Raw genomic sequence first — 20,752 nt, 5'->3', positions numbered from 1 at the left:
TCGTTGACAGCGCTACCGCTCCGATCCATGGAGGTGCCGTGCCCGGCTCCCGACCCCGCAGTGAGTCCTCGTCCGCCCCGCGTACCGCAGCGCGGTTCGGGCTGCGCCGCCCCGCCGTCTTCGGCGCGTGGCCCACCGGGGAGCGGCTGGCGCGGATACAGAGATCACCGCAGTTCGCCGACGGCCAGTTCCGCAATCCTGTACCGACCCGGCAGCTGGCGCAGGGCAGCGCGATGGCCGTGGCCCGTCAGCAGCTGAGCCGCGAGGGCCGGCTGCGCCGGGCGCCGGTCGGCCGCATCCCCGTGCACCGCCCCACCGCGGCGGACTGGGGCGAGCCGCCCGCCTCCGGGCTGCGGCTGACGTGGCTGGGGCATTCGAGTGTGCTCACCGAGATCGACGGGCACCGGGTGCTGTTCGACCCGGTGTGGGGCGAGCGCTGCTCGCCGTTCACCTGGGCGGGGCCGCGGCGCCTGCACCCCGTACCGCTGCCGCTGCGGGACCTGGACCCGGTCGACGCCGTGGTGATCTCGCACGACCACTACGACCACCTGGACATGCCGACGGTCAAGGCCCTGATCCGTACGGGCACGCGTTTCGTCGTACCGCTCGGCATCGGCGCCGACCTCGAACTGTGGGGCGTGCCCGAGGAGCGGATCACCGAGCTGGACTGGCACGAGTCGGCGTCCGTCGGCGGCCTGACGCTCACCGCGACGCCGGCGCAGCACTTCTGCGGCCGCGGGCTGCGCGGTCCCCAGCACACCCTGTGGGCGTCCTGGGTGGTGGCCGGCCCCACGCACCGCGTCTTCCACAGCGGTGACACCGGCTACTTCCCCGGCTTCGCCGAGATCGGCGCCGAGCACGGCCCGTTCGACGCGACCATGATCCAGATAGGCGCGTACAGCGAGTTCTGGCCGGATGTGCACATGACGCCGGAAGAGGGCCTGCGCGCCCACCTCGACCTGTCCGGAGGCACCCCGTCCGGCACCCTGCTCCCCATCCACTGGGGCACCTTCAACCTCGCCCCGCATCCCTGGTCCGAGCCGGTGGAACGGACCGTCACGGCAGCCCGCGCGGCAGACGTGAAGGTGGCGGCGCCCCTGCCCGGCAAGCCCTTCGAACCGGCCGACGAGCTGGTCGTGGACCCGTGGTGGCGGGCCGTGGCGCTGCCGCCGGTGCACGGGTGGCCGTCATGGCCTGCCGGGGCGTCGGCGGCTGATGAGTTCGAGGTGGTGAAGTAAGGGGGCGGTAGGGCTTCCCGGACAATCTCGCGTCGGCGGCGATCGCCGCCGACGCACCGGCGAATTCTCTGGCTCCGGCAGTGCGATTCCTCCTGCACCGGGAGTGTTTCAATGGACCTTCGCAGATTCGTTCAGCCGTTCGCGGTGCAGGAGGAAATATGCAGGTTGAGGACGGCCGCCGGAGCTGGGACCGCGGATTGCCGTTGCGGTATCTTCTGGTGGCCGCCGACGGCGAACAGGTATGGGCCCGGTGTGCCGACGCCGAAGGGCTGTTCGCCGACCCGGTACCTGCCCCGAGGGAGCGTCTGACCTTTCTCGGATGCGACCCGGCCGGACCGCTGCGGACCGCTGTCGAGCAGCCCGCCGGGGCGGCTGCCCGGCTGGGCGAGCTGTGCCTCGAAGTCGGGGACGGGAAGCGCCCGGTGGAGTGGTGGGGACTGACCGACGCCGAAGTCGTCGACCGGCGCCCCAGCAGCATCGGCCCCGCCCTGGTCGACGTCGTCGTCGAGGCCGGTGTGGAGGAGCCGGAGGAGGGCCGTGCCGAGCTGACCGGACAGCGGCGGTTCGAGCTGTTCGCGAAGGACTCCCTCGGCACCTGTGAGGGAGTCGAGGGTCTGTACGTCGAACGGTCCGGGCCTCCGGAAGAGCCGATGAAGTTGATCGGCTGCGAGCCCACCGAGGAGCTGCGGGCCGTGCTGGACGCGCCGGAATCAGGGGCAGCCGCCGAGCTGTGGGCGCTGGACCGCACCGGCCGCCCGATGACGTCCCGGAACCTCGCGCTGGACGTCGTCGAGGTGCGCCCGTCCGCCCTCGGCGGCGACCTGCTCGACATCACGCTCGCCGACGGTGTCGACGACCCGCCCCCGCTCCTGGCCGAACCGGTCTGGGAAGCCTGGTACGAAGGGGTGCCGGACACGCTCAACGAGTGGGCACGGTTCACGCCCGAGGGCAGGCACGAATGGCTCAAGGTCGCCTTCCGGAACCGGGCCAGCGGGCGCGCCGACGTGTCGGGCGCCACCTACCACGTCGACGGCACCCACGTGACAGACGTCTACGGGCTGCACTGCGCCCTGGGCGAGGCGCTCCACGGTCCCGGCGGGTACTACGGCATGGACTGGCAGTCGTTCAACGACTGCCTCGGTGGCGGGGCCGGTGTGGTGCCGCCCTTCACGCTGGTCTGGCACGACGCGGAGACCGCCCGCCGCGCACTGGCCGGTGTCGTGGAAGACGCTGAAGAAGGGCTCACCTACTTCGAGGAGATCGTGCGACGCCTCGAACGATACGGCGTGGTGGTCGAGCTCCAGTAGAACGACGGAGGGCCTTGCCGAGTGGGAACTCGGCAAGGCCCTCCGTTTCAGCTGTGCGGGGTGCGGACCGCGTCAGCGGCTCTCATGAGATCCGATGTCCGGCGCGCCCCGTATCCGGCTCGAACGATCAGCTGTGCGGATCGTAGATCTTGACGCTGTCGTAATTGTGTCCCTTGATCCAGCCGATGTCCCCGTACTTGTTCACCAGGACCCGGTAATTGTTGGTGTCGCCTTCTCCCATGTCGTAGATTTTCGAGCCCTTCCACTTGCGCAGAACACTGGGGGGCGTGGTGTTGCGCCCTTCGTAATAGTCCGGAGATCCGTCGGGGTTGAGGCGCTGCGGCCGCTCCCCCTTCATCACCTTCTCGACGGAATCGTGGACGACCTTCGGGGTGGTCCCGTTTCCGCCGCCGCCCTTGCTGCCGGACCGCTTGCTCCGGGCCTCGCGGAGCGCCGTCCCGAGACCCTCGTCGATACGGCCGACGCCGTCAGCGGTGGCGTACGCGCCGCCGATGATCACGCCGGTGCTCGCGACGATCGCCGGAGCTCCCGCCACGCACAAAACTCCGGTGGCGCACAGGAAGCCGCCCCCGATGTCGCCCGAGGCGCCGAGCCCGATCCCGCCGAGGCCGAGGAGCGTCTCGAAACTTCCCGCCCAGATGTCGCCGTTGCCGAGAATGGACGTGGCATAGTCGGCGAAGGTTTCCGCACCGTCCTTGACCGCGCCGGCGCCCTTCTTGAGCCAGCCCGGTGCCCAGTCCGGCCAGCCGTCGTCGTCCTCCTTCGACTCATTGGCCTCGGCGAACTTCTTTTTCCAGGCCTCCTGGAGCTTCCGCCACTCGGCAGCTTCCTTGCGCTGCTTGTCGACGACGATCTGCTTGGCCTCGTCGGCGGCCTTGTTCGCCGCCTGGGCGTCCTTGCCCGCCGCGGTGGCCGAGGCGCGTGCCTCGCCGGCGGCGGTCCATGCCTGGTCGGCCGAGCCGCGGGCATAGTTGGCCCAGGACTGCGCCTGGGTGGCGGACCGGACGGCCCGGGTGGCCGCGTTGTTGGCGTCGGCCTCGGCGGCGCGGGCCTGCCGGGCGGACTCGGCGGCCTGGGCGGCGGACGCTTCGGCCTGCCGGGCGGATTCCTGGGCCTTCTTCGCGTAGTCGTCGGCCTCGGCGGACGACTTCTGGGCGGCGTTGGCGGCCTTGCGTGCCTCGTCGGCGGCCTTCTCGGCACGCAGGGCGTGCTCGTTGGCGAGATGGGCGTTCTGCTGCGCGGTGGCCGCTACCCCGGCCGCCTCGGCGATCAGCTGCTGCACCCCGGCGACGTGCGTGGCAGTGAGCCGGTCCTGACGGGCCGCCTTGTACTGGCCGGTCTGGACGAACGCCCGGATCACCTGCGGCGGCCCCACCAGGGCGACCTTCGCCGCGGCCTGGACCTCCGGGCTGCCGCTGCTGGACAGCTGGACGGCGCGGGTGCGCTCGTCGGCTTCCCTGGCGGCGAACTGGCCCTCGTCGAGGAAGTCCACCAGGGCCTGGGTGGTGCCCGCCTTGATCGCTTCTTTGGCGGCCGCCCGCGTCTGGGTGCTGCCCGTGCTCGACAGCTGCACCGCCTTGGTGCGGTACGCGGCGGCGGCCGCCTCGTGCCGGCCGGTGGTCAGGAACTGGTGGATCTGCTCCGCGTTGCCCGCCAGGGACTTCTCGGCGGCTTCCCGGACCGGGGCGGACAGGCCCTCCTCGGCCAGGCGCTCGACCTGGGTCCGCTCGTCCTTCCCGGCGGCCTGCTGCCGGTCGACGAGCACGTACTTGCGTACGTCCTCGTCCGAACCGGCGAGGGCGGCCCCGGCCGCGGCCTGGCTCCAGGCCTCCCGGGTCTTCAGCGCGGCCAGCGCCACCTTGCGGCCCTCGACCGCCGTCTGCCGGGGGTCGGCGCCGGGCTCGGCGGCCTTGGCGGCCAGCCGGTCGGCCTCGGCGTCGAGCTCCTTGGCCTGCTTGGCGGCGCGCTCGGCCCGTGCCTTGCCGTCCTCGTACTCCGTCTTGAGGTCGCGGGACAGGTCCATCGCGGTCGCCGTACGGGTCTTGAGGTCCTCGGCCTCGGTCTCGCGCGCCAGGTCGAAGATCTCACGCGCCTTCTTCACCGCGGCGGACGCTTCGTCGGCGGCCTTCTGTGCCTCGGTGGCGTGCCGCCGGGACTCGCCCGCGGCCTTCTCCGATTCACCGGCGTGCTCGGCGGCCTTCTCGGCCTCGTCGGCCGCCTTCTTGGCGTGTACGGCGGCCCTGTTGGCCGCGTCGCGCGCCTGGTAGGCCGCGGCCGCGGAGCGCTTCGCCAGGCTGGTGGCCGTCTGGGCGGCCCGGGACGCCTCGCGGGCGTGCCGCTTGGCCTGGGCGGCGGCTGCCTGCGCCTCGGCCGAGTGCGCCCCGGCCGCGTCCGCGTAACCACTGGCCTGCAGCGCCGCGTCGGCGGCCGCGTCGGCGTTCGCGCTGGCGCTGGTGGCCGCGCCCGCCGCCTCGCCGGCCCGGTCCGACGCCTTGCCGGCCTCGTCGGCGGCCTGGGCCGCCCACGTCGCGTTCTTGGCGGCATTCCGGGCCACCTCGGCCGCCTTGCGGGCGTCGGCTGCCTTGCCGGCGTCCGACGCGGCCGCGGCGGCCGCGTTGCGGGCCCGGGAGGCGGCGTCGGAGGCACCGGCCGCAGCGGCTGCCGCCTGCGAAGCGGCGTTGGCCGCGTGCCGTGCCGCGGCGTTGGCCGCGTTCGCCGCGCCGATCGCCTGCTGCGCAGCGCGTGCCGCGCCGCGTGCCAGTTCGGCGGCCTGCGCGGCCGCACCGGCGGCCTGCTGGGAGCCCTTGCGGGCCTCCTTGGCCTCTTCGGCAGCCCGCTGCGCGGCCTCCTTGGCCAGCCTCGAAGCCTCCACCGCACGGTCGGACGCTTCCTTGGCGGCTTCGGTCTTCCGCTTGGCCAGTTCCCCGGCCTCCTTGGCCCGCTGGGCCAGCTCCTCGACGGAGGTCCGCTCCTCGTCCCGGGCGCGGGCCACGTACTGGCCCACCTCCAGGAACTCCCGGATGTCCGACGGACCCGACCTCAGCGCGACCTTCGCCGCCTCACGCGTGGCCTTGCCGCCGCCGCTCATGATCTGGATGAGCCGGGTGCGTTCGTCCGCCTCGCGAGCCGAGTACTGGTCCGTGTCCAGGAACGCGCTGATGTCCTCGGCGGACCCCTTCAGGGCTTCCTTGCCGGCTTCCCGCACATTCGTGTCGCCGGCGCTGATGACCTGGACGGCGCGGGTCCGCTGGTCCGCCTCCAGCGGCGTCTTCCAGCCGTCCTTCAGGAAGCTGCTCAGCGCCTCCGGAGAGCCGGCCTGCGCCTTTTTCAGTGCTTCTTTGGCAGCTTCCTGCAGATTGCGGCCGCCTGCCGAATGGATCTGGATCGTCGCGAGGCGCTCGTCGCCCAGCTGAGCCAGCGCCTCGTCGTTGTCCAGGAATTGGCGGACGTCCGCATCGGTGCCCAGCAGCGCGGCTTCCGCCGCCGCCTTGACTCCCGGCCCGCCGTTCTTCCAGAACTGAACGACGCGGCCGCGATCGGTCAGCTGAGGCTGACCGGCGTTCCCGTCGTTCTGGTCTCCCGCCGCGTAGGCCGGGCTCGTCCCGATGACGCCCGCGACCAACGCCAGCGGCAGTACGCCTGCGCACACGGCACGTATGCTGCGCGGCGGCTTTCCTCTCGCTCTCACTACTGTACAAACCCTTCCGGTTTGCTATGTGCTGCCGACTTTCGGCGTCGCGAGCATATCCGCAGCAATCGCGGTGTCCGGTACGATCCTGAGGCACCAAGTCATCGGCTAAAAGCGGGCGTCGGTTCTGTTGCCGCACCGGCTTCGGACGAACGAAGAGCCGGCAGGTTGTGCACCCGATGAGCTTCGTTTTGCATTCGTTACCCACGAGGACCAGGTGCCTCGCTGAACCATCAGGGTGCTAGGTTTACGGCTCCCCTTTGGGCTGGTTTCCCTGCGATCGCAGGGTGTTGCCGCCTCGTATGTGAAAGGAACCCTGGTGATACATCGCCTCCGCAAGTTTCTGATTGCCGGTGTTGTCGGCGCGTCCGCGGCGGTCGCGGGCGGGGCTGCCTTCGCCGTGGCGCAGGCGAGTCCGCAGACCGCGCCCGCCGTGCGGCAGGCGGCTGACGACACCCCGCCCTCCGCGGTGGAGGACTTCAACTACCCGAACGCGGACAAGATTTTGAAGGAGGTGGGCCTCAAGCTCCGCAAGGGTGACGGGCACATCATTCTCGCCGACTGCAACGGCGCCGCGGACCTTGAGGTCATGGCCAACAAGGACAAGCGGCCCGTCAGTTACTGCTTCAAGGTCACCGGAAAGAGCGGGTACCTCACCCTGGAGGTGCCGCAGCTCGTCGGCATCTGGGAGAACGAGGGCCGCGCCGCCAAGGCCACGCTCACCACCGAAGGCAAGACGAAGACCGTCGCGCTGAAGAAGAACGACCTCACGGAACTCGGTGAGGGCGACATCACCACGGGCGCCAAGGAAGCGACGCTGCTCGAACTGCGCGTCACCGGCTGACGCGGCACCTGACGCACGGAAGGCGTCCGGCGTCTCGCGCCGCCGGCGTCGGCCGCACGGAATCCCGGTCCGTACGGACCGGGCCGCCGGACGGGTACAATCCGACGGCTCCTCAACAGGCATGGCAAACGGTGTGGACAGGCTGACGGAAAGTCGGCCTGTCCCTGGTTCTGCCTACCTTCGCCGGTATCCCGAATGAGGCGGACCGTGCATCGCGGCCTGGCCGCCCTTCCCCGGGCTCCGAAACTCCGAGTCCGCACAGGCTCCCGTAGGTATATCCATGGGGATCAATGCCTGGCTGCCTGAATGCTCGGAAACATCGGTCGCTTTCCGCCTTCTCGCCCTCCCCGCAACATCAGAAACGGAATAGAGAAGCAACATGTACAGCAAGCCTCCGCGCACCTCGTGGATGACCGGGCTTGTGGCTGCGTCCGTCGTAGCCGGCTCCCTCGTCGCCGCCTCTCCCGCGCTCGCCGTAAGCGGCGGCACCACCGCGGACGCGAACCACGCGTTCACGGCGAAGCTCGACATCGGCAACGGACAGCGTTCCTGCTCGGGGGCGTTGGTCGACAAGCAGTGGGTGCTGACCGCCGCCAGCTGCTTCACGGCCGAGGCCGGCAAGAACGACGCGCTCACCGACGGGCCGCCCAAGCTCAAGACGACCGTCACGGTCGGCAGCACCGACGTGTCGGGCTCGGCCGGACACCGGGAGGACGTCGTCGAGCTCGCGCCGTACCCGGGGCGCGACCTGGTCATGGCCAAGCTCGCCAAGCCGGTCGCCGGCGTCACCCCGGTGGCCGTCGGCACGACCGCCCCCACCGAGGGTGAGCAGCTCACGGTGACGGGATTCGGCCGGACGAAGACCGAGTGGGTGCCGGACAAGCTGCACGCCGCCGCGTTCACGGTGGATTCCGTACGGGACGGTGCGCTCGGGCTGACCGGCAAGAACGCCTCGGTGTGCAAGGGCGACACCGGCGGACCGGCGCTGCGGGAGAAGGACGGCCAGGTCGAGCTGGTCGCCGTCAACAGCACCTCCTGGCAGGGCGGTTGCCTGGGCACGGACCCGGCGGAGACCCGCACGGGCGCCGTGGACGCCCGGGTGGACGACCTGAACGACTGGGTCAGCAAGGTCCGTTACCGCGGCGTCTTCCCCAACGCGCCGTGGGGCAAGGCCACCCACGTCGCGTCCGGCTACTTCACCGGCGGTTCGGCCGGCGGCACCCGGCACATGGACCTGATCGTGCGCTGGACCGACGCCGAGATGACCCTCTACCAGGGCGGTGACGACAAGGACGCCAAGCACCCCTTCGTCGCCGAATACCGGCTGGCGGCCCCGAACACGCCCAAGAAGAAGAGCACCTGGGACTACGCCCGGCAGATCACCGGCGCGAGCTTCGGCAACGGCTCGGACGGGCTGGTGGTGCGCTGGGTCGACGGTGAGGTGACGCAGTACACCCACGTGGACAAGGACGGTTTCCACGGGGAGAAGATGCTGGCCAAGAGCGCGGACTGGACGAAGGCCACGCAGATCACCGCGGGCCGCTACACCGGCAACGCGCAGCGCGACGACCTGCTGGTCGTCTGGAACGACGGCCGGGTCACCCTGCATCCCGACCTGGACACCAACGGTGTGAAGCCGGCTTCCCAGAAGGTTCTGACCAAGGCGAACACGACGTGGCAGCACGCCACGCAGATCACCTCGGGCGAGTTCACCGGCAAGAAGACCGCGGACCTGCTGGTGCGCTGGTCCGACGGTGAGGCCACCATCTACCCGGGTGTGGACACCGCCGGCTTCCACGGCGAGATCCAGCTCCGCCCGGCCAAGTCGCCGTGGTCGGGCGCGACCGTGGTCGGCGCGGGTGCCTTCGTGGCCAACGAGCGTCCCAACGACGTGATCGTGCGCTGGGCCGACCAGTCGCTCGGCATCTACCCGGGCGTGGACGCCCAGGGGACGCACGGCGAGATCAAGCTCGTCGGCTGAGGCACGCGCCGCACCGAAGCCCGGCCGGCCGTCGTACCCGAGGGCCGGCCGGAGCGCTGCCAGGGCCGCGGTCGGACCGATCGTCCGACCCTGAACCTCGCACCGGTGGGGCGACTTGCTCCCACCGGTGCTCTTCCACGAGCCGATGTCCACGACATCGCGCCCCTTGCACTTCTCCGCACGCCGAGGACCTGCCCGCCCGTGAACCCCTTCCCCACCCTGCCCACTCTGGTCGCGCGCCGGGTGCGTCAGAGCCTGTGTGCCTGCGCGCTGGCCGCCAGCCTGAGCGCCGCGGCAACGCTCAGCCCTCTGGAAGCCGCCGGCCCCTCGCGCGCCGACGCCCGCCAGGCCGCCGCCGGCCCTGACAGCCCGCAGTCCCGGCACCGCGGCGACCCCGCGCTCGACCTGCCCAATCTCCTGCGGGACGGGCAGGGGAAGGAGCCCGACGCGGTCGCCGCCGGCCAGGCGTCGCCGGGCACTGCGGGCATTCCTGCCACGGCTCTGGCCGCGTATCGGAAGGCGGAGGGGGTGTTGCGGGGGAGTCAGCCGTCGTGTCGTCTGCCGTGGGAGTTGGTCGCGGGGATCGGACGGGTGGAGTCCGTGCATGCCTCCGGTTACGGGCTGCGGGGTGACGGTTCGACGGCGCGGCCCATTCGGGGCCCACGGCTGGACGGGGTGCAGTTCGCGCTGATCCGGGACACCGACGGGGGCCGGTGGGACGGGGACGCGGTGTTCGACCGTGCGGTGGGGCCGATGCAGTTCATTCCGTCGACGTGGGGGAGCTGGGGCGCTGACGGCAACGGTGACGGGGTCAAGGACCCGAACAATATCTTCGACGCGGCGTTGGGTACGGCGCGATATCTGTGTGCGGGCGACCGTGACCTGAGCCGGGACGCCGATCTCGACCGGGCCGTGTTGAGTTACAACAATTCCCGTGCGTATGTGAATGCCGTACGGAAGTGGATGGACACCTATCGGGGCTCCGGGGTTACTGAGACGCCGGATGACGCTCCCGCTACGCCACACCGGCCCGACCCCGCGGACAGGGCCCTCGACGCAGGCCGGGTACACCCAACACCGCTTCTGCGGCCGGAGCCGGAGCCGGAGCCGGCACCGGGGCGCAGGGGCAAGGGCGGGGCCGGGAGCGGTGGTGGCGTGCGGCACCCTGCCGTACCGACACCGCAGCGTCCGGCGGACAAGCCTGCCCCCGAGCCTGTCGAGAAGCCGAAGCCGGTCGCGGATCACCACACCGTCGTACGGCTGGAGAGCCTGGGCGACCGGCACCTGGAGGCCGAAGCCGGTACGGCCTTCGGCCGACAGCCGCAGGTCCGGGCCCTCGACGCGCACGGCCACCCCGTACCCGGCGCCCGGGTCACGTTCCGCGGCAACGGTGTGCGGCTGACGGGGGAGGCCGACGCCGTGACGGTGACGGCCGACCGGGGCGGCGTCGCCACCGCCCCCGCCCTCCAGCCCGGAGATCACCCCGGACGTTTCACGCTCACCGCGACGGCCTCCGGCGGACGCGGCCCGGCTGTCGACTTCACGGTCTCCGTCCGGCCCGTCCTCTACCGTCTGGAGCTGTGGGACCGGGACCACCATGACCACCAGGACCCGCAGCGTCCGCCTCTGTCGCTGCCGCTGGAGGCGGGTTCGGACAGCCTTCTCTCCGAGCTGCCGTCCGTGCGGGTCACCCGGAACGGCCGGCCCGCCGCCGGTCTGCGCATCGCCGTGACCGTGCTGACCGCCGTCAAGGGCGAGAAGCCGGCGCCCGCTCTCGACGGGCCGTCCTTCCTGGACGAGTACGAGCGCGACCGGCCGGTGCGTTCCCTGCTCCTGCCGCCTACGGCCGCCGACGGCCGCATCACCCTGCCGCCCCTGCACACCGGACCGCGCCCAGGCTCCTACCTTCTGCGCCTGGCCGTCCCGTCCGAAAGCGGCTCGGCAGCCCCGTCCGGAAACGTCCTGGACATTCCGCTGACGGTCACCTCGTCACCGTCCACCGGGCCGCGCATTCCCTGACAGCCACCTGAATTTCCTGTCCGCATTCTGCCCGGCCGGTTCGCCGGCCGAGCCGCTTCACCGCAAAGAGCACTTCATGAGACGCACATACTGGCTGCGCGCCACCACCCTCGGCGTGGCCTCCCTGACTCTGGCCGGCACCGGAATCTCCACCGCGGCCGTCGTCGGCGCCGCCCCGCTGCCCACGGACCGCTCGCCCGCCGCCTCCGCGGCGGCGCCGGACACGCCGCAGATGACTGCGGGCACACCGGACCCTTCCTCCCCTGAGCAGGTGCGTAAGGCCAAGGAGACCGAGCGGTACTGGACGCCGGAGCGCATCCGCAGTGCCGTGCCGGTGGAGACCGCCGAGGCGGGTGCCAAGAGCGAGGGCGGACAGCCTGCCCCGAGCGTGCGGCGCAAGCGGTCGGCGGAGCCGACCCACCAGGTGGCCGAAGGCATCCCCACCGTCGGGGTGTTCCTGCTGCGCGGCAAGGACGGCAACGCGACCCACAACCAGTTCTGCACCGCCAGCACCGTCACCTCCGCCTCGAAGAGCCTGGTCGTCACGGCCGCGCACTGCCTCAAGGGCAACACCTCGCTGCGTGACGCCGCCTTCGTACCCGGCTACCGCGCCGGGACGACCAAGGCGGGCCAGGCCGGTGAAACGCCGTACGGCATCTTCCCCGTCCTGGACGGCAAGGTCTGGATCGACCACCGCTACCAGCAGAGCCCGGCCGACGACGACGTGGACTTCGCCTTCCTGCGGGTCGGGGCCAACGCCCAGGGGCAGCTGCTGGAGGACGCCGCGGGCGCTGGCAACACCCTCACGTCCGTCGATTCCGCGCACCTGGCCCGGGAGAGCGTCACGGCCGTCGGTTATCCGGGTGGGCAGAAGACGCCGCTGTCGTGCACGAACGACACCCGGGCCTTCCAGGGCCGTTTCATGGAGATCCAGTGCGACGGTTACCGGTCCGGTGTCAGCGGCGGTCCGTTCATCGAGGACTTCGACGGACAGCGCGGCAATCTCGTCGGTGTCATCGGCGGTTACAAGACCGGCGGGCAGTACGACCACACCTCGTACACCTCGCAGTTCGACGACGACGCGGTGTGGCTGTACCGGCAGGCTGTCGCCGACCTTCCCCTGGACGGCAAGTTCACCATGGGCGGGGCGGGCACCTGGCAGCACGCCCGCCTCATGACCGCAGGCAGCTTCCATTCCGCATCGGTGCGCAACAACATCAGTGACCTGATCGTGCGCTGGTCGGACGGGGAGGTCTCCCTCTACCCGGGTAATGGCGCCTACGGTTTCGGCAAGGACGTACAGCTGGCCAAGGACCCGGAGTGGAAGAACGCGGCGGTGATGACCGCGGGTGACTTCACCGGGGACGGCACGAGCGATCTTCTGGTGCGCTGGACGAACGGCAAGGTCACCCTCTACAAGGACGTCAACGAGACCAACAAGCTCAAGAACGCCGTCCAGCTCAAGGCACCGAACGGTACCTGGACGCAGGCGGTGGGGATGGCCGCCGGCCGCTTCGGCGGCGGAAACACGCGCGGTGATGACGTGGTGGTGCAGTGGGCCAATGGTCGCGTCACCTTCTTCACCGACGTGGACGCCAACGGTTTCCACGCCGAGTCGCGGCTGGCCGCCCCCAACGGCACCTGGCCGCACGCACGCGACCTGGCGGCCGGCGACTTCAACCCGTCCACCGGCGACCAGGACCTCTTCGTGCGCTGGTCCGACGGCGAAGTCACCGTTTATGACAACGTCGGCGCCAACCAGCTGAAGTCGGAGCATCAGTTGAGCCCAGCGAAGTCGGGCTTCCGCACCAGTGTCCTGGCCGCTGTCGGTGCCTTCGGCGGTGACACCGCCCGTAACGACGTCGTCGTCGCGTGGCCCAACGGCCGCCTCACCCTGAACGGTGACACCACCACGCGATCACTGGCCCGCGAACGCACCCTGGTGCCCGCCGCCTGACGCACGCACCGCAGAGCCGGGCACCTACAGGTGCCCGGCTCTTGTCTGTGGACACGACACCGGGCGCTTCCGCCGCCGAGCCCCCCGGCACCGCTGGCCGGGACGCGCCCACGTATACGTAGAATCCGCTTTTCTGTGTCCGAATCTCCATGCGACGCAGACCGAACCATGAGAAGGAGAACGTGTGCGTCGGCTCATATCGTCGTTCGCCGCGCTGTGCGGGCTGCTCGCCGTCGCGGCAGCCCTGCCCGCCACGGCGGCGCAGGCTGCCGGGGGCGCGGACACCGGCCGGTCAGCGGGGCAGCGGTGGGCGCTGAAGTCGCAGGCGAACGGCAGGTACGTCACCGTCGAGGCCGGCGGCAGCGGGAATCAGCAGGGCAAGGTGCGGGCCCACGGCGACCAGGCCGGGACCTGGCAGCAGTTCACGCTGCACACCGGCGACAAGGGCGGCACCGTGAGCCTGCGCTCCGACGCGACCGGGCTGTTCGTCAGCGCCGAGATCAAGGACGCGGGAAGCCACAGCGGGATGCTGCGCAACCGTGGGACGAAGATCGGCGCGTGGGAGAAGTTCCAGCTGGTGCCGCAGCCTGACGGAACGTTTGCGCTGAGGTCGCAGGCAAACGGCAAGTACGTCAGCACCGAGGTCAACGGGACCGGCGGCGACCAGGACCTGCTGCGCGCCCGTTCCGACCGGGTCGGCGCCTGGGAGCGCTTCGCCTTCGAGCGGGTGGACCGGGACAGTCCGGCCCCGGCCCCGGCCGCTCCTCGCGCGGCCCGGCTCAACGTCATGACCTGGAACGTCTGCGGCAACAACAACACCCGGTGCGGCAACGCGCACACGGGCGCCGACAAGCTGGCGACCGAGATCGCGTCGCGGCTGCGTCCCTCCGCCGACGGCCCGCTGCCGGACGCGGTGTTCCTGCAGGAGTTCTGCGAGAAGCACGCCGAACCGGTGGAGGAGAAGCTTGAGCAGGCGACCGGCCGCGGCTGGAACGTCTTCTTCGCGCCCATCCACTACAACGCGGGCGCTCTGAAGGCCCAGAAGCAGTGCGACAACGCCGCCGCCGGAGACGTGGACCGTGGCGCCTACGGCATCGGGCTCGCCGTGCCGGACGAGAGCTCCTGGTTCCAGCGGTACGACCTGACCTCCCCGGACACCGACATCCGGGGCGGCAAGACGGAGCAGCGTACCGCCCTGTGCGCCGCGCTGCCGAGCCGCGCGCTGCTGCTGTGCACCACGCACTTCAGTGCGGGCGGCCCGGCCTACGACGACGCGGACGGCAGCTTCCGCCGCGCTCAGGCCGGTGAACTGCTGCGCATCGTCGACCAGCCGGGCTACCGCACCGTGTTCGGCGGGGACTTCAACGTGGTGCCGCCGGACGCCGCCAAGGGCGAGTCCCGCGATGTGCTGGAGCCCGTGTACGCGCGGTACCAGGAGTGCGCCCAGCTCGGGAATTCCGGTGCGCCGCGCGACGGCCGGCCGACCATCCGCGACATGAAGATCGACTACCTCTTCGCCCCGAAGGACGCCCCCTTCACGTCCTGCGCCCTCTCCCCGCAGGCCGAACCCTCCGACCACCACACGCTGTACGGCACCATCGCCCTGCCCGCAGCCTGAACGACGCAGACCGACACCGACCTGACGACGAATCGAGAGACGAACCGTGCACCGCAGAATTCCCCGCCCGGCGTGGCTGGCCACCGTCACCGCTGCCGTGGTCGCCGCCGGCGCGCTCACCACCGCCCCGGCCCAGGCCGTCGCCGGCGACCCCGCCGCGGACCAGGCCTACCCGTTCACCGCGAAGCTCGACATCGGCGACGGCGAGCGCAGCTGCTCCGGCGCCCTGGTCGACGCCCACTGGATCCTCACCGCGGCCGGCTGCTTCGCCGACGACCCCGCCCAGGCGTCCGGGGTCCCCGCGGGCAAGCCCACCCGTAAGGCCACCGCCACCATCGGCCGCACCGATCTGAGCACCCAGGCGGGCCAGGTGCGGGAGATCGTCGAACTCGTCCCGCGCGCCGACCGCGACCTGGCCCTCGCCAGGCTCGACAAGCCGGTCACCGGCATCACCCCGGTCGCCCTCGGTACCTCGGCCCCCACGGCGGGCGAGGAACTGCGGGCCACCGGCTACGGCCGCACCAGGACCGAGTGGGTGCCCGACCGGCTGCACAGCGGCGCCTTCACCGTGGACTCGGCCGAAGCCGGCCGGATAGGCATCACCGGCAAGGACGGCGCCGCCCTCTGCAAGGGCGACACCGGCAGCCCGGTTTTCCGCGAGCAGGGCGGCCGGTACCAGCTCGTCGCCGTCAGCAGCCGGTCCTGGCAGGGCGGGTGCTTCGGCACCGACGAGGCCGAGACCCGCACCAGCGCCGTAGCGACCCGCGTCGACGACGTCAACGAGTGGGCCAGGACCGTCGTCCGCAGGCTGGTGCTGAAGTCCGTCGCGAACGGCAAGTACGTCACCGCCGAGATCAACGACACCGGCAACCAGCAGGGCAAGCTGCGGGCCCGCGCCGACAAGATCGGGTCCTGGCAGCGGTTCACCCTGACCGACAACACCGCGGACGGCACGGTGAGCCTGCGGTCCGAGGCGAACGACCTGTTCGTCAGCGCCGAGATCAAGGACGCGGGCGACCACAGCGGCATGCTGCGCACCCGCGGCGCCACCATCGGCTCCTGGGAGAAGTTCCTGCTGGTGCCGCAGCCCGACGGCACCTTCGCGCTGAAGTCGAAGGCGAACGACAAGTTCGTCAGCACCGAGGTCAACGCCACCGACGGCGACTACGGCCTGCTGCGCGCCCGTTCCGACCGCGCCGGCGGCTGGGAGCGCTTCACCGTCGAGCGGGTGGACGCGATGCGTACGGCCCCGTCCGCCTCGTAGGAACGCTCAGGACAGCCCGCCCGGACTGCCGCGCCGGTCACACCGGCCGTACGGGCCGGGGCGGGCTGTCGGCGGAGACCGGCGAGCCGGTCGAGGAGCTGAGCCCCAGCACCGGAACGCTCCGCCGGTGGAGGCAAAGACGGCCAGCCGGTCCTCGCCGTCCGGCAGGCAGACGGCCGGGCTGGTGCGCGGCGGACCGGTTTTCGCCCCGGCGGCCGTCAGCAGGAGCAGCGGCTGCCCTTCGAAGGCGCCGCCCGCGCGGCCCTGGCGGGCGCGGAACCCCTCGGTGACGCGCTGGTCGACGGAGTTCACGCGGTCCGTGGTTTCCATGGTGACACCCTCGGCCTTGACATCGGCGTGAAGGTCAAGCCGGACCGAGCCGCGGAGCTCCGGTGCCGTCCAGCGACGGAGTCGAACCTTCCGCTTTTCGGTGGTGTGGTTGTCGCCCCGGGCCGCATCCACACCCGCGAAGCTGGGCAGCCTCTCCTGGAGGTGGAGCGGACGGCCCCGGCGGTCGCGTCCGCAGTCCGGCCGAGCGCCCCTGGTGCCCTCAACTGCGTTCGTGAGAACGCGAGTTCGGAAAGAAGCGCACTGGTATACGAGTCTCCCCCTCGGGGGGAGGTGGCGCGGGGTGGCGAAACGCCGAAGTGTGTCGGTACCCCGCCCCCGCAACAACTAGCGTGCGTGCTCCGTGAACTGCCGACGGCCGATCCGGAGGGCGCCGATGCCTGCCGCATTCCCCCAGGGGACCCCCGCCACCCAGGAGGCTCCTGGATCGTCGGGGTCCCTGGGCTCCCATGGCCCCCAGGGAGCGGACCCCGCGCCGGCGGCCGCCCGGCGCCGGGAGCGGGAGGGCGGGCGGCACGGCCGGGCCGCGTTCCCGGAGACGGCCGCCGATGCGGCCATACGGACCCGCCTGGTACGGCTCGCCGCCGTGCCCTGCCTCCTCGTCGCCGCCGTCTGCTCGGCCGCCACCGCGTTCGTCGTACGGGTCGGCGGCACCGGGCTGAACGGCCGCGAGTGGGCCGTACTCCTCGGCGCCTGCGTCCTGGTCTGCGTCATCGTGACGGCCGCCGGCACCGCGGCCAACAACGAGGCGCGCGCCGCCGTCGCCCGCCACGCCCGGCTGCGCGAGGTGTGCGCCCGCAGCCGGCACGACCTCGACGACCTGCTGGACCGGGTCCGCCAGGGGGAATGGCTCCAACCGCGGGAGGGCGAGCCGGCCACGCCGCCCCCTGGGGACAGCCTCGATCTGCTCGCCCACGAGGTGGCCGCGGTGGGCCGGGCGGCCGAGACGGCCGTCGTGGACGCGGTGACCGTCGCCCGCAGCCATGCCAGCGGCAACGAACAGAAGGTCGAGGTGTTCGTCAACCTCGCCCGGCGCCTGCAGTCCCTGGTGCACCGCGAGATCGAGCTGCTGGACGAACTGGAGAACCAGGTCGAGGACCCCGACCTGCTCAAGGGACTCTTCCACGTCGACCACCTGGCCACCCGCATCCGCCGGCACGCCGAGAACCTCGCCGTCCTCGGCGGCGCCATCTCCCGCCGCCAGTGGAGCCGCCCGGTCACCCTGACCGAGGTGCTGCGCTCCTCCATCGCCGAGGTCGAGCAGTACCCGCGCATCAAGCTGGTGCCGCCCATCGAGGGCACCCTGCGCGGCCACGCCGTCGCCGACGTCATCCACCTGCTCGCCGAACTCGTCGAGAACGCCTCCGTCTACTCCGCCCCGCACACCCATGTCCTGCTGCGCGCCCAGCTGGTCACGGCCGGTCTCGCCGTCGAGGTGGAGGACCGGGGCCTGGGCATGTCGACGGCCGAGCAGACCCGGATGAACGGACTGCTCGCCGACCCCGACCACGTCGACGTGGCCGAGCTGCTGAGCGACGGGCGCATCGGGCTCTTCGTGGTGTCCTCGCTCGCCCGGCGGCACGGCATCGTGGTCCGGCTCCAGAGCAACATCTACGGCGGCGTGCAGGCCGTCCTCGTCGTGCCGAAGGGGCTGCTGGGGCCGGTGTCCGAGCAGCCGCAGGAGGGGCAGTACGTGGACTCCGGAGAGATCACCCTGACGGTGTCCGAGCCGCCCGCCCTCGCCGATACCGATGCCGATACCGATGCCGGGTACGGGAGCCCGTACGACGACTCCGGACCGGCCGGGGCCTCGCCGCGCGGGCCGCGCCGCAAGCTCGTACACGCCGCGCACGGAGCGCCGGCCACCGGGGCAGCGGCCGGCGCGTACCCGGACGTCGCGTACGGCGCAGGGGCGTGGCCGAGCGCGCCCGAGGCGCCGCACGCCGGCCCGCGCGCCCCCGCCGTCGGCCCGCCACCCGCCGGCGCCCACCGGGCCCCCGCCCCCCAAGAGGGCGACGGCCTGCCCGGCGCCGCCGGCCCCGGCCCGGTGCTCCTGCCGCCCGCCCCGCCCACCGCGGCGGACGACGGCACCCGGCCCCGCCTGCCGCGCCGCCGCAAGCAGGAGCACCTGGTGCCGCAGCTGCGCGGCGAGCCGATCCTGCCGTCGGCCGGCCGCCGCGACGGCCGGCCCGAACCCGAGCACGACCCCGGCCTGATGGCCGCGTTCAAGCGCGGCGTCAGCCTCGCCGACGAGAGTTACGGCAGCCCCGCCGACCACGACGGTTACGACAGTTACCGGGCCGGCGCCGACGCCGGCCACGACAGGCCCGAACCCCGCCGAGGAGACGACCGCGACCATGGTGAGTGACGTGCACGCGCAGGCACATGCGCACCTGCAGGGAAGCCGGCACACCGACCTTTCCTGGCTGCTGACCGGACTCGTGAACCGCGTACCGCACGCGACCAGCGCCCTTCTGCTGTCCTCCGACGGCCTGGTCAAGGCGGCCCACGGCTTCGACCCGGACAGCGCCGACCACCTGGCCGCCCTCTCCTCCGGTTTGTACTCACTGGCCCGCAGTGCCGGGGTGCGCTTCGGCAACGGCGACGACGTGCTCCAGGTCGTGGTCGAGCTGGAGTCCACGTTCCTGTTCGTCTCCACGGCCGGGGCGGGCGCCTGCCTCGCCGTGCTGGCCGGCCGGGAGGCCGATGTGGCCGTCCTCGGCTACGAGATGGGGATGCTGGTCAAGAGCGTACGGCCCTACCTGGCGACGCCGGTGCGGCAGCAGGCCCCGGCGGGTGGTCGCTGACCATGGGCGTACGGCGCCGCCGCAGAGCGGGCCGGGAGATCCCGTGGCTGGACGACGAGGCCGGCCGCCTGGTCCGTCCGTACACGGTCAGCAACGGCCGTACCCGGCCGACCGCGCACTTCGACCTGCTGACCATGGTGATGGCCACCGGCAAGCGGCCCGTCACCTGCCAGGGCCCGGACTACACCCAGGTACTGGGGCTCTGCGGCGGGCCGGTGTCGGTCGCCGAGATCGCCGCGCACATACGCCTGCCCGCCGTGGTCACCAAGGTCCTGCTGGCCGATCTGGTCGACTGCGGGGCACTGGCGGCCCGCGCGCCGGTGCCGGTGTCCGCCTGCGGGGCAGGCCCCCCGAACCGTACCGACCGAGCCCTGCTGGAGGCGGTGCTGCATGGACTTCGCAAACGGCTCTGACGCCTTGTCCGCCGACGCCCGGCTGCCGGCCGCCGCGGGCTCGTCCCCCGCGGCGCCCGCCGCCGACCCGTTCCCGCTGGCGCTGAAGATCCTGGTGGCCGGCGGCTTCGGCGTCGGCAAGACGACCTTCGTCGGCGCGGTCAGCGAGATCGAGCCGCTCAGCACGGAGGAGCTGCTCACCCAGATCAGCGTGGGCACCGACGACCTGGCGGGTGTCGAGGACAAGAACACCACCACCGTCGCCATGGACTTCGGCCGGATCACCCTCAGCCGCGAGCACATCCTCTACCTCTTCGGCACGCCGGGGCAGGAACGCTTCTGGTTCATGTGGGACGAGCTGTCCAACGGGGTCCTCGGCGCCGTCGTGCTCGCCGACACCCGCCGCCTGGACCAGTGCTTCGCCGCCGTCGACTTCTTCGAGCGGCGCGGCATCGCGTTCGTCGTCGCGGTCAACGAGTTCGACGGCGCGTACCACTACAACCCGGACGAGGTGCGCTCCGCCATGGACCTCGCCTCCGCCACCCCGGTCGTGCTCTGCGACGCCCGCCAGTGCAGCTCGTCCACCCAGGTCCTGGTCTCGCTCGTCCAGCACCTGCTGACCCCCGCCACCGCCGCCACCCCGGAGCTCCCGTGACCCGTCCCGTCCCGCGCGTGTCGTACGCCTCCTACGACCCCACGCGTCATCTGCTGCTCACCCCGGAGGACCACGAGGCGCCGGCCCGCGTCGCCCGGCTGCGTGCGCTGGGCATCGGCGACGCGCCGCTGCCCGCCTTCGACGCGTTCGCGCGCAAGCTGGCCCGTACGACCCGGGCGCCCTACGCCATGGTCAACTTCATCGACGAGCACCGGCAGTACTTCGCCGGTCTGTACACGCCCGACAGCGAGCAGGCGCCCGTCGAACTGGGCCCCGCGCCGCCGAGCGCCCAGCCCGGCCGGGTGATGGCCCGCGACCACGGCTACTGCCCGCACGTCATCGTCCGCCGCAAGGCCCTCGTCCTGGAGGACGTGTGCGACTACCCGCGCTTCGCGGGCAACCCGGTCGTGGACGAGATCGGCATCCGCTCGTACCTGGGCGCACCGCTCATCGACCGTACGGGGATGGCGCTGGGCACCGTCTGCGTGGTGGACCTGGAGCGCCGCCCGTGGGGGCGCGAGGGGCTGGAGACCATCAAGGCGATGGCGGCCGAACTCGTCGAGCAGATCCACCGCATGGAGCAGGGGCGCGGCGAGGAGGGCTGACGGCGGCC

The 20,752-nt window shown here is 71.8% G+C and carries 15 protein-coding genes; 13 read left to right on the top strand and 2 right to left on the bottom strand.

All coding sequences use genetic code 11. The features are described 5' to 3' along the window. The first annotated feature begins 38 nt into the window (after nucleotides 1–38). The gene (locus OEIGOIKO_RS05195; RefSeq protein ID WP_125052281.1) at nucleotides 39–1,238 is read left to right on the top strand and encodes an MBL fold metallo-hydrolase; all 1,200 of its coding nucleotides are present in this window, start codon (nucleotides 39–41) and stop codon (nucleotides 1,236–1,238) included. 158 nt (nucleotides 1,239–1,396) lie between these two features. Next, on the top strand, nucleotides 1,397–2,545 hold the full coding sequence (locus OEIGOIKO_RS05190) for a barstar family protein (protein WP_125052279.1): 1,149 nt from the start codon (nucleotides 1,397–1,399) through the stop codon (nucleotides 2,543–2,545). A 127-nt stretch (nucleotides 2,546–2,672) separates the two neighbouring features. Here OEIGOIKO_RS05190 and OEIGOIKO_RS05185 read toward each other — a convergent pair whose 3' ends face one another. After that, nucleotides 2,673–6,215: a chemotaxis protein gene (locus tag OEIGOIKO_RS05185; protein ID WP_170251561.1), complete on the bottom strand. Its 3,543-nt coding sequence runs from the start codon at nucleotides 6,213–6,215 to the stop codon at nucleotides 2,673–2,675. A gap of 358 nt (nucleotides 6,216–6,573) precedes the next feature. Here OEIGOIKO_RS05185 and OEIGOIKO_RS05180 point away from each other — a divergent pair, with 358 nt between their 5' ends. The 6 genes from OEIGOIKO_RS05180 to OEIGOIKO_RS05155 all read left to right on the top strand — a co-directional run bounded on the left by OEIGOIKO_RS05180 (nucleotide 6,574) and on the right by OEIGOIKO_RS05155 (nucleotide 15,937). Further along, nucleotides 6,574–7,098 carry a hypothetical protein gene (locus tag OEIGOIKO_RS05180; RefSeq protein WP_246177210.1) on the top strand — a complete coding sequence of 175 codons (525 nt, stop codon included), beginning with the start codon at nucleotides 6,574–6,576 and terminating at the stop codon, nucleotides 7,096–7,098. Nucleotides 7,099–7,477: 379 nt separating this feature from the next. Continuing rightward, nucleotides 7,478–9,079: a S1 family peptidase gene (locus tag OEIGOIKO_RS05175; RefSeq protein ID WP_125052276.1), complete on the top strand. Its 1,602-nt coding sequence runs from the start codon at nucleotides 7,478–7,480 to the stop codon at nucleotides 9,077–9,079. A gap of 201 nt (nucleotides 9,080–9,280) precedes the next feature. Continuing rightward, complete coding sequence (locus tag OEIGOIKO_RS05170) at nucleotides 9,281–11,098, top strand: lytic transglycosylase domain-containing protein (protein ID WP_125052274.1); 1,818 nt, start codon at nucleotides 9,281–9,283, stop codon at nucleotides 11,096–11,098. 76 nt (nucleotides 11,099–11,174) lie between these two features. After that, complete coding sequence (locus OEIGOIKO_RS05165; protein WP_125052272.1) at nucleotides 11,175–13,055, top strand: trypsin-like peptidase domain-containing protein; 1,881 nt, start codon at nucleotides 11,175–11,177, stop codon at nucleotides 13,053–13,055. Nucleotides 13,056–13,239: 184 nt separating this feature from the next. Beyond that, nucleotides 13,240–14,673 carry an endonuclease/exonuclease/phosphatase family protein gene (locus OEIGOIKO_RS05160; RefSeq protein ID WP_125052270.1) on the top strand — a complete coding sequence of 478 codons (1,434 nt, stop codon included), beginning with the start codon at nucleotides 13,240–13,242 and terminating at the stop codon, nucleotides 14,671–14,673. Between the two features lie 46 nt (nucleotides 14,674–14,719). Continuing rightward, nucleotides 14,720–15,937: a trypsin-like serine protease gene (locus tag OEIGOIKO_RS05155; protein WP_281288332.1), complete on the top strand. Its 1,218-nt coding sequence runs from the start codon at nucleotides 14,720–14,722 to the stop codon at nucleotides 15,935–15,937. Nucleotides 15,938–15,943: 6 nt separating this feature from the next. On the opposite strand, the gene OEIGOIKO_RS05150 is transcribed toward OEIGOIKO_RS05155, so the two are convergent. Next, on the bottom strand, nucleotides 15,944–16,267 hold the full coding sequence (locus OEIGOIKO_RS05150; protein WP_125052268.1) for a nitroreductase/quinone reductase family protein: 324 nt from the start codon (nucleotides 16,265–16,267) through the stop codon (nucleotides 15,944–15,946). 394 nt (nucleotides 16,268–16,661) lie between these two features. On the opposite strand from OEIGOIKO_RS05150, the gene OEIGOIKO_RS05145 reads away from it, so the two are divergent. Genes OEIGOIKO_RS05145 through OEIGOIKO_RS05125 form a run of 5 tightly spaced genes read left to right on the top strand, consistent with a single transcriptional unit; the run spans nucleotide 16,662 to nucleotide 20,744 of the window. Continuing rightward, a complete protein-coding gene (locus tag OEIGOIKO_RS05145; protein WP_246177209.1) occupies nucleotides 16,662–18,653 on the top strand; it encodes a sensor histidine kinase in 1,992 nt (663 codons plus the stop codon). After that, on the top strand, nucleotides 18,643–19,092 hold the full coding sequence (locus OEIGOIKO_RS05140) for a roadblock/LC7 domain-containing protein (protein ID WP_125052266.1): 450 nt from the start codon (nucleotides 18,643–18,645) through the stop codon (nucleotides 19,090–19,092). Before OEIGOIKO_RS05145 ends, OEIGOIKO_RS05140 begins: the two co-directional genes overlap by 11 nt. Nucleotides 19,093–19,094: 2 nt before the next feature. Then, nucleotides 19,095–19,505: a DUF742 domain-containing protein gene (locus OEIGOIKO_RS05135; RefSeq protein ID WP_125052264.1), complete on the top strand. Its 411-nt coding sequence runs from the start codon at nucleotides 19,095–19,097 to the stop codon at nucleotides 19,503–19,505. Further along, on the top strand, nucleotides 19,483–20,139 hold the full coding sequence (locus OEIGOIKO_RS05130; RefSeq protein ID WP_125052262.1) for a GTP-binding protein: 657 nt from the start codon (nucleotides 19,483–19,485) through the stop codon (nucleotides 20,137–20,139). The genes OEIGOIKO_RS05135 and OEIGOIKO_RS05130 overlap by 23 nt, the downstream gene beginning before the upstream one ends. Next, nucleotides 20,136–20,744 (top strand): GAF domain-containing protein, encoded by a 609-nt coding sequence (locus OEIGOIKO_RS05125; RefSeq protein ID WP_174857124.1) that lies wholly within the window; start codon nucleotides 20,136–20,138, stop codon nucleotides 20,742–20,744. Before OEIGOIKO_RS05130 ends, OEIGOIKO_RS05125 begins: the two co-directional genes overlap by 4 nt. Nucleotides 20,745–20,752 lie beyond the last annotated feature (8 nt).

It is taken from the genome of Streptomyces paromomycinus, assembly GCF_003865155.1.
Taxonomy (GTDB): domain Bacteria; phylum Actinomycetota; class Actinomycetes; order Streptomycetales; family Streptomycetaceae; genus Streptomyces; species Streptomyces chrestomyceticus.
The sequence above is the reverse complement of the archived record's forward strand: the minus strand, read 5'-3'. Positions and strand labels throughout refer to the sequence as shown.